At 71.4% G+C, this 13,952-nt stretch carries 11 protein-coding genes and 1 rRNA gene; 7 read left to right on the top strand and 5 right to left on the bottom strand.

Features of this window, described 5'->3' with window-relative positions:
* Nucleotides 1–87 (top strand): 5S ribosomal RNA (gene rrf / locus ABT004_RS27415); the annotation flags it as partial.
* 82 nt (nucleotides 88–169) lie between these two features.
* On the opposite strand, the gene ABT004_RS27410 is transcribed toward rrf, so the two are convergent.
* The 5 genes from ABT004_RS27410 to ABT004_RS27390 all read right to left on the bottom strand — a co-directional run bounded on the left by ABT004_RS27410 (nucleotide 170) and on the right by ABT004_RS27390 (nucleotide 5,912).
* On the bottom strand, nucleotides 170–1,480 hold the full coding sequence (locus ABT004_RS27410; protein ID WP_351341998.1) for a DUF58 domain-containing protein: 1,311 nt from the start codon (nucleotides 1,478–1,480) through the stop codon (nucleotides 170–172).
* Nucleotides 1,481–1,509: 29 nt separating this feature from the next.
* Nucleotides 1,510–2,499, bottom strand: coding sequence for an AAA family ATPase (locus ABT004_RS27405; RefSeq protein WP_451193554.1), 990 nt, complete (start codon nucleotides 2,497–2,499; stop codon nucleotides 1,510–1,512).
* Nucleotides 2,499–3,692: a DUF4350 domain-containing protein gene (locus ABT004_RS27400; protein ID WP_351342002.1), complete on the bottom strand. Its 1,194-nt coding sequence runs from the start codon at nucleotides 3,690–3,692 to the stop codon at nucleotides 2,499–2,501. The genes ABT004_RS27405 and ABT004_RS27400 overlap by 1 nt, the downstream gene beginning before the upstream one ends.
* Before the next feature lie 167 nt (nucleotides 3,693–3,859).
* Nucleotides 3,860–4,546, bottom strand: coding sequence for a DUF4129 domain-containing protein (locus ABT004_RS27395; RefSeq protein ID WP_351341994.1), 687 nt, complete (start codon nucleotides 4,544–4,546; stop codon nucleotides 3,860–3,862).
* 4 nt (nucleotides 4,547–4,550) lie between these two features.
* Nucleotides 4,551–5,912 carry a DUF7847 domain-containing protein gene (locus ABT004_RS27390; RefSeq protein ID WP_351341992.1) on the bottom strand — a complete coding sequence of 454 codons (1,362 nt, stop codon included), beginning with the start codon at nucleotides 5,910–5,912 and terminating at the stop codon, nucleotides 4,551–4,553.
* 140 nt (nucleotides 5,913–6,052) lie between these two features.
* Here ABT004_RS27390 and mtnA point away from each other — a divergent pair, with 140 nt between their 5' ends.
* From mtnA to hpf, 6 genes are all read left to right on the top strand, one after another.
* Complete coding sequence (gene mtnA / locus ABT004_RS27385) at nucleotides 6,053–7,246, top strand: S-methyl-5-thioribose-1-phosphate isomerase (RefSeq protein WP_351341990.1); 1,194 nt, start codon at nucleotides 6,053–6,055, stop codon at nucleotides 7,244–7,246.
* Between the two features lie 4 nt (nucleotides 7,247–7,250).
* Entirely contained in the window at nucleotides 7,251–7,940 is a 690-nt protein-coding gene (gene mtrA, locus ABT004_RS27380) for a two-component system response regulator MtrA (RefSeq protein WP_306324333.1), read from the top strand.
* A gap of 1 nt (nucleotide 7,941) precedes the next feature.
* Nucleotides 7,942–10,098 (top strand): MtrAB system histidine kinase MtrB, encoded by a 2,157-nt coding sequence (mtrB, locus tag ABT004_RS27375; protein WP_351341988.1) that lies wholly within the window; start codon nucleotides 7,942–7,944, stop codon nucleotides 10,096–10,098.
* A complete protein-coding gene (locus tag ABT004_RS27370) occupies nucleotides 10,091–11,944 on the top strand; it encodes an LpqB family beta-propeller domain-containing protein (protein WP_502966969.1) in 1,854 nt (617 codons plus the stop codon). Before mtrB ends, ABT004_RS27370 begins: the two co-directional genes overlap by 8 nt.
* Nucleotides 11,945–12,081: 137 nt before the next feature.
* On the top strand, nucleotides 12,082–12,909 hold the full coding sequence (locus tag ABT004_RS27365) for a ComF family protein (protein ID WP_351341986.1): 828 nt from the start codon (nucleotides 12,082–12,084) through the stop codon (nucleotides 12,907–12,909).
* 335 nt (nucleotides 12,910–13,244) lie between these two features.
* A complete protein-coding gene (gene hpf, locus ABT004_RS27360) occupies nucleotides 13,245–13,940 on the top strand; it encodes a ribosome hibernation-promoting factor, HPF/YfiA family (RefSeq protein ID WP_351341985.1) in 696 nt (231 codons plus the stop codon).
* Nucleotides 13,941–13,952: the final 12 nt, after the last annotated feature.

The raw sequence follows: 13,952 nt of genomic DNA, 5'->3' as shown, positions 1-13,952 counted from the left end.
GGTTACATTCCGAACCCGGAAGCTAAGCCTCACAGCGCCGATGGTACTGCAGGGGGGACCCTGTGGGAGAGTAGGACGCCGCCGAACTAATTTTAAAAGGAAAGCCCGGACCGGGATACGGTCCGGGCTTTCCTGCGTTTAGGGGCCCGCCCATGGCCCGACCATCCGGTCAAAGGCGGCCGGCGGATTTCAGAGCCAGGTAGGCGTCCGCGAGGGCTGGGGCCAATTCGGATGGGGTGGCGTCCACGACGGTGACGCCGTGGCGGGTGAGTTGTTCGGCTGTGCGGAGGCGTTCGGCCTTTGCCTGGGCTGCTGACGCGGCATCGTAGATGGCTTCTGTTGTGCCCCGGGCCGACGCCATCGTTTCGATTTTCGGGTCGGCCACCGAGGCCACGACGACCGTGTGACGCTTCGTGAGGCGCGAGAGCACGGGGAGGAGGCCCTCTTCGATGGGGGCCGCGTCCAGGGACGTAAGAAGGACGATGAGGGATCGGCGGTGTGCTGTGTGCAGTGCTGTTGCCGTGAGACCTCGGGCGTCCGTTTCGATCAGTTCTGGTTCCAGTGGAGCCATGGCGTTGACCAGGGCAGGGAGGACGTCCCCTGCGGTTCGGCCCTGGACCAGGGCGCGGGTACGGCGGTCGTAGGCCAGGAGGTCCACGCGGTCGCCGGCTCGGGAGGCCAGGGCGCCCAGGAGGAGTGCGGCGTCCATAGAAGCGTCGAGGCGCGGGGCGTCGCCGACGCGGCCCGCGGAGGTGCGGCCGGTGTCGAGGACCAGGAGGATGCGGCGGTCGCGTTCCGGGCGCCAGGTGCGGACGGCCACCGAGGAGTGGCGGGCTGTTGCGCGCCAGTCGATGGAGCGGGTGTCGTCTCCGGGGACGTATTCGCGAAGGCTGTCGAATTCTGTGCCCTCGCCCCTGGTCAACACGCTGGTGCGGCCGTCGAGTTCGCGTAGGCGGGCCAGCTTGGAGGGGAGGTGCTTGCGGCTGTGGAAGGGCGGCAGGACGCGGACCGTCCAGGGGACCCTGTGTGTGCCCTGGCGGGTGAACAGGCCGAGGGGGCCGTAGGAGCGGATGGTGACGCGGTCGGCCGTGCGGTCGCCTCTGCGGGTGGGCTGGAGGTGCGTCGTGACGCGGCGCCTTTCGCCCGCGGGGATGTTCACGCGGTGGCGGGACGACTCGTACTCCATGCCGGCCTGCCAGCTGCTCGGGGGCCAGGCGTCGCGGAGTGCCGCGCGCAGGGGGCGGCGCGCGGGGTTGGTGATGGTGAGGGTGACGTCGGCCGGGTCTCCGAGGCGTACGGAGGTGTCGCCGGAGCGTGTGAGGCGCAGGCGGCGTACGGGGGCGGCCAGGGCGAAGTCGCAGGCGCAGGCCAGGGCCAACGGGGTGTTGACGGCCAGGATGCCGGTCCAGCTGGGGTCCCAGATGCCGATGGGGAGGGAGCCCAGGGCTGCGAGAAGGGCCGTGCGGCCGGTCAGTGCCATTGTCGTGTCGTCCTCCGTTGGGCGTCGGGTCAGCGGGGGACGGGGACGTGGGTCAGGATCGCAGTGATGACGGAATCCGGGGTGACGCCCTCCATTTCGGCCTCCGGGCGCAGTTGGATGCGGTGGCGGAGGGTGGGGAGGGCGAGGGCCTTGACGTCGTCGGGGGTGACGTAGTCGCGGCCGGTCAGCCAGGCCCAGGCGCGGGCTGTGGCGAGGAGGGCCGTGGCGCCTCGTGGGGAGACGCCGAGGGTGAGTGACGGGGATTCGCGGGTCGCTCGGCAGATGTCGACTACGTAGGCGGTGATTTCGGGGGAAATCGTGGTTTTGGCGACCGCCGCGCGGGCCGTTTCGAGGTCGGCTGCCGTGGCCACCGGGCGGATGCCTGCCGCCTTCAGGTCGCGGGGATTGAAGCCGGAGGCGTGGCGGGTCAGGACGTCGATCTCGTCCTGGCGGGTGGGCAGCGGGACGTTCAACTTGAGGAGGAAGCGGTCCAGTTGGGCCTCGGGGAGGGGGTAGGTGCCCTCGTACTCGACCGGGTTCTGGGTCGCGACCACCATGAACGGGTCAGGGAGCGGCCGCGGCGTGCCGTCCACCGTCACCTGGCGCTCCTCCATCGCTTCGAGGAGGGAGGACTGGGTCTTGGGCGGCGTGCGGTTGATTTCGTCCGCGAGGACGAGGTTGGTGAAGACCGGGCCCGGCTGGAAGGAGAAGCGGGCGGTGTTGGTGTCGTAGACCAGCGAGCCCGTTACGTCGCTGGGCATCAGGTCGGGGGTGAACTGCACGCGCTTCGTGTCGAGTTCGAGGGATGCGGCGAGGGCGCGTACGAGGAGGGTCTTGGCCACGCCGGGCACTCCCTCGAGGAGGACGTGGCCCCGGCAGAGCAGGGCCACGACCAGGCCCGTGACGGTGGAGTCCTGGCCGACCACGGCCTTGGCGATCTCCGTGCGCAGGGCTTCCAAAGAGGCCCTTGAGCTGCGGGGATCGGTCGTGGGCCCGGCGTTGTCAGTGGTCGGGTCCATCATGGGTTCCGTACCTCACTTTCGAGGGCGTCGAGGTGGTCGGCGAGTGCGATGAGTGCTGCGTCGGTCGCGGGTGGCGGGCCGAAGAGGAGGGTGTGCGGGTCCTGGGCGGGCGTGGGGAGTTGGCGTGCCAGGGCCGGGAGGAAGATCTCGGGCGAGTGGGCCTGGGAGACGGGGACGCCGATGAGGGGGGCCAGGCGCGTGCGAGTGGAGATACGCAGAGCTGTGGCGGCGCGATCGCGGGCGTTCGCCTTGCGGTAGAGGCGGGCACGGCCTTCGACGGTTTCGGAGGCGCGGATCGCGACGGGCAGGCGCTCCTGGACCAGGGGGCCAAGTCGGCGTGCGCGCCACAGCGCGGCCAGTGCTGCCGCGATGAAGAGCTGAAGTGTGCCCCAGAGCCAGCCGTTGGGGATCAGGTCGACGAAGCTGCGGTCGTTCTGTGCGCCGTCCGCCGCCGAATCGTCGGAGAGGGAGGGGAGGTACCAGACCACATGAGGGCGCGAACCGAGGAGTTGAAGGGCGAGCGAGGCGTTGCCCTGTTCGTCGAGGTGGTCGTTGAGGAGGATGTCGGGGGCGCCGAGGACGATCGTGTCACCTTCGCCGGTGGGGGACGGCAGGCGCAGGAGCGTGGGGGAGCCGTGGCTCGGGTAGCAGGCGTCGGCGTCGGTGAGCGTCGTGCTGTAGCGGTGGCCGCCGGTGTCCGCGGGGCCGGCGCGGCGGGCCTCGGGCAGTGCGCAGCCGGGGCCGAGGGCCTTGTCGGCGGCGGGCTCGGGATCGGCGGCGACGCCGGGGGCCAGCGTCTCGACCGCGGCGGCGCCGGGGGCGACGAGGAGTGTGCGGCCGTCGGAGTCGGCGGTGGCGGCCTGGAGCCGGGACTGTTGGTGGGCCGTGAGCCGGTCGGGCGTGGCGACCAGGAGCGTTGTGTCGGGTCCTGTCGCCGCGCGGGCCTCGGCGGTTGTGGTGACCACGCGTGTGTGGACGCCCCGGTCGGCGAGGAGTTCGGCGACGGCGCGGCTGCCGCGGTGGTCGGCGGAGCGGGGGTCGAGGGTGCCATGTTGTTCGCCGGAGCGGGCCACCGCGAGGAGTGTGGCCGCGGCCAGGAGGAGGACCAGGGCCAGGGTGATGCCGCGGGTGCGGGTCCAGATTTGGCGGGTGGTGGGGGTGATGGAGGTGGTGCCGGGGGCCGGGGGCAGTGGTGGGACGTCCTCAGGCCTCGGGGCTCTGCCCCGGTCCCCGCTGCTCAATCGCCGCAGGGGCTTGATGTGCTCACCCGTGCCCAGGGGCTTGGGTTGCTCGCCCGTGGCTCGGGGGTCGGTCGAGCTCGAGTGACCCAGGGGATTGAGCGGGTCGGTTGGGTTGGTCACCGGGGGGCTCCCGCGGTGAGGGTGGGGGTGGTGTGTTCCGCGTCGGTGTCCAGGGTGGACAGGCGCTCGTATGTTTCCGGGGTTGCGGTGCGGCCGCCGTACGCGATGTCGTCGAAGTCGCGGGCTGCCGCGCGGAGGCGGTCCGCGTGCTGGGGCAGCGGGCGGGCGGCTTCGGCGGCTGCCTCGTCGGCGGTGCGGCCGGGGCGGGGGTCGAGGAGGGCGCGCTCTTCCAGGGAGCGTACGAGGGCGCGCATCCGTTCCTGGACGGCCTGGTTCCAGTGGCCCTGGGCGGCGTGTGCCGCGGCGGTGGCGCGGTGTTCGGCGGCGCTGCGCGGGCGGTCGTCGAAGAGCGGGGGCGCGGAGGTGGGGGAGCGGCGCGGCGTGCCGAGGCGCCACCACAGGGCGGCCGCCACGGCGACGACGGCCAGCAGGATCACGAGCAGGCCGACGGTGCCGCCGGGGGCGACGCCGGACGCGGCGGAGAACAGCTCGTCGATCCAGTCCCAGAACTTGTTCAGTGCGCGCATGAACCAGTTCGGGTCGTCCTGGTGGTACGCGGGCTTGGACAGCTCGTGTTTCGCCGCTTCCCGCGCGGGAGCGCGCGGGATCCTCACCGGCGGCTCGTCGCCGCCGGTGAGGACCGACGAGATCGTCGTGTGGAGCACTCCCCCAAGTGCGCTCACCCCATCAACTCCCCGGAGTGGCGCCGGGGGCGGACCCGTAGTCGTGCAGGCCTGCGGCGCGGGCGAGTTCCAGGTCGAGGGCCTCGCGGCGGATCCGCTGGTCGATGTAGAGGAGCACGCTGACGCCGGCCGTGATCGGGAAGGTGATGGTGGAGCCGACGATCGAGCCGATGCCGGTGATGATGAGGAAGGCCCAGCCGAAGTTCCCGCCGCTGTCGAGGAGGCCGGCGAAGCCGTCGCCGCTGACCGTCCCGGCGATGGCGGTGAACGGGACGAGGATGATCTCCGAGACGACCCCGGCGATCAGGGACGCCAGGATCGTGATTCCGAAGACCCGCCACCAGGAGCCGCGGACGAGCTTGGTGGACCGGCCCATGGCCTTGCGGACGGTCTGCTTCTCCAGCATCAGTGCGGGAGAAGCCAGGGACAGGCGGACCATCAGCCAGATCGTCACGGCGAGGCCGGCGAGACCACCGACGACCCCGAGGGCGACACCGCCCCCGGTCGAGCCGAGTGCGCCGACGAGGATGCCGGGCGCGATGCTCACGAGCATGATTGCGGCGGCGATCAGCGGGAGCAGCAGCGTCAGGCCGAGCAGCCTGAGGATCTGCGGCCGGGCGTCACGCCAGGCCTCTCCTATGGTGACGGGCCGGCCGAGCACGGCGCGGCTGGTGACCGTGGTCAGCAGGGCCGTCGCGACGATCGTGCCGAGCAGCGTGACGACCGCGACGACCGCGGAGCCCACCAGGAGCGTGCCCAGGGCGCTGAGAATCTCGCGCGGGGTGGCGTCGGGGTTGTCGAGGGCCGTGGTGGTCGCCGCGTCGTTGAGAGCGAAGCCCTGGAGGAGGACCGCCAGGAGCTGGGTGACCACGGCGACCGTCAGCGAGATGCCGAGGACGGTGCGCCAGTAGGTGCGCATCGTCGACACCGCGCCGTCGAGGATCTCGCCGACGCCGAGCGGGCGCAGCGGGACGACTCCGGGCTTGGCCGCAGAGGGCTTGCTCTGCCAGCCGCCGCCCCAGCCGGGGTAGCCGCCGCCTACGGGGCCGCCCGGCCCCTGGCCGTAGCTGCCGCCACCGCCTTGGCCGCCCCAGCCCTGGCCGCCCCAGCCCTGGCCCTGACCCTGGCCGGGAGCCGGCGGGGGCGAGGGAGGGGTTTGGGAGGGGCCGGAGGGGGCGGACCACTGGGCGGGCGGCGGCTGCTCCTTGGACCACTTCGGGTCCTGGCCTGCGGCGTCCTGCGGGGCGGCGTCCTGCGGACCGCTGCCCGGCGCGTCGCCGTTCTGGTCGGGGCCGTCCTTGCGGTTGCCGTCCGGGCCGTCGGAGGGGGCAGATCCGGGCGATGCCCAGCCCGGAGTGTCGTTCATCGTCGCTCCTTCAAAGTGCCCGTCCGCGGTCGCGGCAGCAGGTTGGCTGCCATCGTGCCATGGGGTGGGTGCCGGATGACCTGGCCCCGTGTGGGCTGCACGCCTTCAATTGTCGGGTCGGTCCGGGGCAGACTGGGCGGATGGCTGATCAGTACGCGCAATCCGGCGGGGACATACGGCCCTTCGACGGCACACGGTCCGAGGCCGTCGACATCCCGGCGATCCGGTGGGAGGAGCCGGCGGAGGGGCCCGTTCTGGTACTGCTCGACCAGACGCGGCTGCCCGCGGAAGAGGTCGAGCTGGTGTGCACGGACCCGCAGGCCCTGGTGCAGGCGATCCGTTCACTGGCCGTGCGCGGTGCGCCGCTGCTGGGGATCGCCGGGGCGTACGGCGTGGCGCTCGCGGCCGCCCGCGGCTTCGACGTCGAGGAGGCGGCGGAGGCACTGGCGGACGCGCGGCCCACCGCGGTCAACCTGGCGTACGGGGTGCGCAGGGCGCGGGAGGCGTACCGGTCCGCGGTCAGTGGCGGGGCGGGTGCCGGGGACGGTGTCGGGGCGCGGGAGCGGGGTGCGGCGGCGGCGCTCGCCTCGGCGCGGGCGCTGCACGCGGAGGACGCCGAGGCCAGCGCCGCGATGGCCGAGCGCGGCCTGCGGCTCCTGGACGAGCTGGTGACCGGTGGCAATCACCGCATCCTGACGCACTGCAACACAGGGGCACTGGTCTCCGGCGGTGAGGGCACGGCCTTCGCGGTCGCGCTCGCCGCGCATCGGGCGGGGCGGCTGCGCCGGCTCTGGGTGGACGAGACGCGCCCGTTGTTGCAGGGTGCTCGTCTGACCGCGTATGAGGCCGCGCGCAACGGGATGGCGTACACATTGCTCACGGACAACGCGGCGGGTTCGCTGTTCGCCGCGGGTGAGGTGGATGCCGTGCTCATCGGCGCGGACCGGATCGCGGCCGACGGTTCGGTGGCCAACAAGGTGGGGAGCTATCCGCTCGCGGTGCTGGCGCGATATCACCATGTGCCGTTCATCGTGGTCGCGCCGGTGACGACGATCGACCCGGAGACCGCGGACGGGGCTTCCATCGAGGTGGAGCAGCGGGCAGGGGATGAGGTGACGGAGGTCACGGCGCCGCGGGCGCCGCTGGCCGGAGTGGAGGCAGGTGGCGGGATTCCGGTGGCACCACTGGGGACGCAGGCGTACAACCCCGCGTTCGATGTGACGCCTCCGGAGTTGGTGACGGCGATCGTCACGGAGTGCGGCGTTGTGTCGCCTGTGACAAGTGATGGCTTGGGTGAACTGTGTGCCAGTTCACTCCAGGCAACGATGAGCTAATGGGATGATGTGGTCCATGAAGGGACGAGTCCTTGTCGTCGACGACGACACCGCACTGGCCGAGATGCTCGGCATTGTGCTGCGTGGTGAAGGTTTTGAGCCGTCGTTCGTAGCTGACGGCGACAAGGCGCTGGCCGCTTTCCGTGAGACCAAGCCCGATCTGGTGCTGCTCGATCTGATGCTGCCGGGCCGGGACGGTATCGAGGTGTGCCGCCTGATCAGGGCGGAGTCCGGGGTGCCGATCGTGATGCTCACGGCGAAGAGCGACACCGTGGATGTGGTGGTGGGCCTCGAGTCGGGGGCCGACGACTACATCGTCAAGCCGTTCAAACCCAAGGAGCTGGTCGCCCGTATCAGGGCGCGGCTGCGGAGATCGGAGGAACCTGCGCCGGAGCAGCTCGCCATCGGCGACCTGGTCATAGATGTGGCCGGGCATTCGGTGAAGCGGGACGGACAGCCGATCGCGCTGACGCCGCTGGAGTTCGATCTGCTGGTCGCGCTCGCGCGCAAGCCCTGGCAGGTGTTCACGCGTGAGGTGCTCCTCGAGCAGGTCTGGGGCTACCGGCACGCGGCGGACACGCGTCTGGTCAATGTGCACGTCCAGCGGCTGCGTTCCAAGGTCGAGAAGGACCCGGAGCGGCCGGAGATCGTGGTGACCGTCCGCGGCGTCGGTTACAAGGCAGGACCGAGCTGACGTGTCCCGAAACAGTGCCGCTTCGGCGCCCGGGACCACGGGGTCCCGCCCGGAGCGGCCTGTGGGACCCGCGGCCGGGCCGACCGCCGCTCGGGGTTCACGGCTGCGCCGTGCCGTCGACGGGAGTCTGCTGCTCCAGGGCGGGATGAAGGGCAGCCCTGTGCTGCGCCTGTTCGCGCGCTGGGTGCGGCGTCCGCTGCTGCCCGCGATGCGGCTGTGGCGGCGGAACATTCAGCTGAAGGTCGTCGTCACGACGCTGCTGATGTCGCTCGGTGTCGTGCTGCTGCTCGGCATCGTCGTCATCGGCTCGGTGCGCAACGGGCTGCTCGACGCCAAGGTGAAGGCCTCGCAGAGCCAGGCCGAGGGCGGTTTCCGCGCGGCCAAGGACAAGGCGGATTCCGCGGCGGCCGGGGTGCGGGACGGCGCTTCCGGTGACAGTCGCACCACGTTGAACCCCAACAACTGGATGAGCGAGCTCGTCACGCAGCTCGCGAGTGGCGGCAAGGGCGCGTTCGACGTCGTGACCCTCAGCTCGAGCGATGCCGACAGTGGCAACGGGCGGGCGCCGCGCGGCTCGGGCCTGGTGGATCCGAACCGTAGCGTGCCCGACGACCTGCGGGGACAGGTCGACAAGATCGCCGGCGCGTCGCAGCAGTACACGAAGATCGTCTACGACGGCGGCAAGGATGCACAGCCTGGTCTCGTCGTCGGCAAGCGGCTCAACGATCCGCAGGGGCACGCCTATCAGCTGTACTACCTCTTCCCGCTGACGCAGGAGGAGAAGTCGCTCGGCTTGGTCAAGGGGACCCTCGCGACGGCCGGACTTTTCGTCGTGGTGCTGCTCGGGGCCATCGCCTGGCTCGTCGTGCGGCAGGTCGTCACGCCGGTGCGGATGGCGGCAGGGGTCGCCGAGCGGCTCTCCGCGGGCCGCCTCCAGGAACGTATGAAGGTCACCGGCGAGGACGACATCGCGCGCCTGGGCGAGGCCTTCAACAAGATGGCGCAGAACCTCTACCTGAAGATCCAGCAGCTCGAGGACCTGTCGCGGATGCAGCGGCGGTTCGTCTCGGACGTGAGCCATGAGCTGCGTACGCCGCTGACGACGGTACGGATGGCCGCCGATGTCATCCATGAGGCGCGGGTCGACTTCGATCCGGTGACCGCGCGGTCGGCCGAGTTGCTGGCCGATCAGCTGGACCGGTTCGAGTCGCTGCTGGCCGACCTGTTGGAGATCAGCCGGTTCGATGCCGGGGCCGCCGCGCTGGAGGCCGAGCCGATAGATCTGCGGGAGGTCGTACGGCGCGTGGTGGGCGGCGCCGAGCCGCTCGCGGAGCGCAAGGGCACGCACATTCGGATCGTCGGCGACGAGCAGCCAGTGGTCGCAGAGGCGGACGCGCGGCGTGTGGAGCGCGTGCTGCGCAACCTGGTCGTGAACGCCGTGGAGCACGGCGAAGGACAGGACGTCGTGGTGCGGCTCGCGGCGGCGGGAGGCGCGGTCGGCGTCGCCGTGCGCGACTACGGAGTGGGCCTCAAGCCCGGCGAGGCGACCCGCGTGTTCAGCCGCTTCTGGCGGGCCGACCCGGCACGCGCGCGTACGACGGGTGGAACCGGACTCGGCCTGTCGATCGCCCTGGAGGATGCGCGGCTGCACGGCGGGTGGCTGCAGGCATGGGGCGAGCCGGGCGGCGGCTCACAGTTCCGGCTCACGCTGCCGAGGACGGTGGACGAGGCGCTACGTGGTTCGCCGATACCGCTGGAGCCGGAGGATTCGCGGCGTGGCCGCGGTCTCGGTGACGCCGGGCTGCCGGGCGCCGACGGCAAGAAGCTCGCCACCGTGCCCGCTCAGGCGCCGCCCGCACCGGCCAACGCCCCGATTGCTCCGCGCCACGCGCAGGCGTCGGTGGCCGCCGACCCCACGGCGCTGCCCGGCAGCGGTGCGCGCGTGGTGGCGCGCGGCGGGGCGACGGGCGAGCCGCGGCAGGCCGAGGGCCATGACGAACACGGTGCCCCGTCGGGGCACGGTGGGCGTGACGAGCACGGCGGGCCGGACGTGGCGGACGACGCGGCGTCGGTGGAACCCGGGGCGCCCGCGCGGGCGCGTACGGAGCGGACCGCGGCGACATCGCGCGGTGAGGGGAGCGACGGCGGTCGTGGATGAACAGCGGGCGCCGCGGCAGCGGCGCGGAATGCGGGCCGGAATGCTGGCCGGGTGCGGGGCGCTCGTGCTCGCCGGGTGTGCGTCGATGCCGGACAACGGGGGCCTCGAATCGGTCGAGGCCTCGCAGCGCCCGGACTCGCAGGTGCGCGTCTTCGCCCTGCCGCCGAAGGACAGCGTCGGGCCCTCCTCCATCGTCGAGGGCTTCCTGGAGGCGCTGACCAGTGACGACCCTTCGTACACGATGGCGCGCAAGTACCTGACGCCGAAGGCCGCGAAGAACTGGGAGCCAGGGCGGCAGACCGTGGTGCTCGACGAGGGCCCCAGCACGCGCCCGGCGGGCCGGCCGAATTCGGGGAACGACGGCCGCTCGTACGAATTGACCGGGCACCAGGTCGCCACGGTCGACCAGCAGCAGGCGTACCAGCCGGGAGGCGGGGCGTACCAAGGGGATCTGCACCTGACGCAGGTGAACACATCCAAGGGCAAGCAGTGGCGGATCGATGCCCTCCCGGAGGGGGTCGTTCTCGGCGAGTCCGACTTCCAGCGGATCTACAGCTCCGTCAACAAGTACTACTACGCGGTGGATTCGACGTCGGGCGGTGAGGCCGGGCAGCGGCGTCTGGTCGCGGACCCCGTCTTCGTACGGCAGTGGACCGATCCGTTGACGGAGACCGTCAAGCAGCTGTTGCAGGGGCCGACGCGCTGGCTGAATCCGGTGGTGCGGACGGCGTTTCCGACGCATGCCGCGCTGAAGAAGGGCACCGACTCGCTGGCGCCGGACGACGCCAACAAGCTGACGGTGCCGTTGAACGAGGCGGGCAGCCGAGCCGGGCAGGCCAAGTGCAAGGAGATGGCGGCTCAACTGCTGTTCTCGCTGCGGGACCTGTCGTCGTCGAGCGTGAACGAGGTGGAACTGAAGCGCTCCGACGGCCGGTTCATGTGCGCGATGACCGAGGACGGGGCGGACGCCCTCGCGGCGCCGCGCTCCACCGGGCGCGTCCCGGACCAGTACTTCCTCGACGCCAAGGGCCGCTTGGTGCGGATGCCGGGCAAGAGCAGGTCCGACAAGAGCCCCGAGCGGGTGCCGGGGCCGCTGGGCGAGGGCGAGCAAGTGCTGCGTTCCGTGGCCGTATCGCGCGACCAGGAGCGGGCGGCGGGGGTCTCGAACGACGGGCGCTCGCTGTACGTGGCGTCGCTGATCTCCGGTGCCTCGCTGGGGGACCCGGTCGCGAGCAGCCACGCCAAGGCGGAGAAGAACGGCTTCACGGCGCCCAGTTGGGACGGGAACGGCGACCTGTGGGTGGCCGACCGCGATCCGAAACACCGGCGGCTGCTGATGTTCGGGCAGGGCCAGGCGGACAAGGTGCAGAAGGTGCGGGTCGAGGGCCTCGGCGACGACGCCACCATCGAGACGGTGAAGGCGTCCGCCGACGGGGCGCGCATCGGGCTTCTTGTGGCGGAGGAGGACACCACGTCGCTGTGGATCGGGCGCGTCGAACGACACCCCGACGCGAACGGCGACACGGAGGCCTCCGTGACCGAACTGCGCCGGGCCGCACCGCAGATGGAGGACGTCACGGCCGTGTCGTGGGCGGGCGACAGCCGGCTCGTCGTCGTCGGCCGGGAACCCGGTGGGCTGCAGCAGATGCAGTACGTACTGAGCGACGGTTCGACGCCGACCGGGCAGGCGCTGCCGGGCCTGACCAGGGTCAGCGAGATCGCGGCGTCGGACAACGACGAGCTGCCGCTGCTCGCGCACTCCGACGACGGAATCGTCCGCCTGCCCTCCGGGGCGGCGTGGCAGTCGGTGCTCAAGGACGGGACGGCTCCGATCTATCCGGGGTAGCGGCGCACAGCGGGGCGGGCCGGCGGCCCCGGGTGTCACCCGCGCGAGCTCAACCGCTGGTCACAACCGTCGAGTTGTCCACAGGGCGTTGTCCACAGGGGTGGTCGCGCGGCCCGCGGGTCGGCACAGTGGTGGGTATGCGGGGGTGGTGGCAGGACCTCTCCGATCTGGTGCTGCCGGCCGAGTGCGCCGGATGCGGCAGATCTCGTACGACGCTGTGCGAGCGGTGCTCGGCGGCGTTGCGCGGCGCCGTGCCGAGCCGGGTGCGGCCGTGGCCGGCCCCGCCGGGGATGCCGGTCGTGTTCGGCGCCGTCCCGTACCGGAACGCGGTGCGGGCCGTGCTCCTCGCCCACAAGGAGCGTGGTGCGCTCGGCCTCGCCCGGCCGCTTGGCGAGGCGCTGGCCGGGGCTGTGCGGTCCGTACTCGCGGAGGGTGGGGACGAGTGGGGAGGCGCGGGTGGGCGGGCTGCTGGCGGCGCTGTGGGCCCCGTGACGCTTGTCCCTGTGCCGTCCGCGCCGCGGGCTGTGCGGGCGCGCGGGCACGACCCGACGCGGCGGATCGCGTATGCGGCGGCGGCCGAGCTGCGCCGTGCGGGGGTCGCGGCGCGGGTGCTCGCCGTGCTGCGGCAGCGGCGCGCGGTGGCCGACCAGTCGGGCCTGGACGCCCGGCAGCGGCTGGTGAATGTGACGGGGGCCCTGGAGGTGGTGGGCGGTGGCAGCGGGTTGCTCACCGGAAATGGCCGGATCGTGCTGGTCGACGACCTGATCACGACGGGCGCGTCTTTGGCGGAGGCGGCGCGGGCAATAGCGGTCGCGACCGGTTACGTGAAGATCGAAAGGGAAGGCGGGTCGGAGCGGGGCCGCGCGGGGGCAGGCCGGGGAAAGGTCGGCGAGATCGACGGGATCATGTTCCGGGCGGCCGTCGTGGCCGCGTCACCGGATTCCTTCGAAATAAACCGGAACTAGTTGGGAATCTGCATCGTTGCAGGTAGAGACAGGGTTAATTCGCTCGGTTGGAGGTACGTGTCAGTAGAGGGTGCCGACAACCGTCCAGGCGAGATATGTTCGGTTGTGAGGAACTCGGCAGAAAAGGTGGCCGCCGCCCTCCGCCATTGGATTGCCCTGTCAGGACATTGCACAGGCATTTTCGCAATCACCCGGCGAGGTGGGGTGTAGATCTTGTCCGCGGGGGAGGAGGAGGTGGAAGTCACCGAGTCCGAGACTCCGGAAGTGGCCGGAGTCTGGTGCAAAAGGGAGATGCTCCGCCCAAGGAGCGGGGCTATCCGGGAACGGAGTTCTGCGTGGACATCGTCGTCAAGGGCCGCAAGACCGAGGTACCAGAGCGGTTCCGTAAGCACGTGGCCGAGAAGCTGAAGCTGGAGAAGATCCAGAAGCTCGACGGCAAGGTGATCAGCCTCGACGTTGAGGTGTCCAAGGAGCCGAACCCCCGGCAGGCGGACCGGTGCGAGCGTGTGGAGATCACTCTGCGCACGCGTGGCCCGGTGATCAGGGCGGAGGCCGCGGCCAGCGACCCGTACGCGGCGCTGGACCTGGCCACGGACAAGCTCGACGCGCGCCTGCGCAAGCAGCACGACAAGCGGTCGTCGCGGCGCGGCAAGCGGATCTCGGCCGCGGAGGTCGCCGAGCACGTTCCGGACGCCGCCCTGCTGAACGGGGACGGCACGATCGCCAAGGCCGAGGAGGCCGAGCCCGACGGCGTACCGACCACCAAGATGGGCTCGCTCGAGGTCAAGGGCGAGGGCCCGCTCGTCGTCCGTGAGAAGACCCACGTGGCGGCACCCATGACGCTTGATCAGGCGCTCTACGAGATGGAACTGGTCGGGCACGACTTCTATCTGTTCGTCGACTCCGAGACCAAGGAACCCAGCGTCGTCTACCGTCGGCACGCCTACGACTACGGCGTCATCCACCTCAGCACCGACCCCATGGTCTCCCAGGTCAGGGGGGCCGACGGGGGCGACGCCATCGGCGGCTGACCACAACTGACA

The organism is Streptomyces sp. NPDC002790 (genome assembly GCF_040295505.1).
GTDB lineage: Bacteria > Actinomycetota > Actinomycetes > Streptomycetales > Streptomycetaceae > Streptomyces.
Note: the sequence above shows the minus strand (reverse complement) of the source record. Positions and strands in the feature narration are given on the sequence as shown.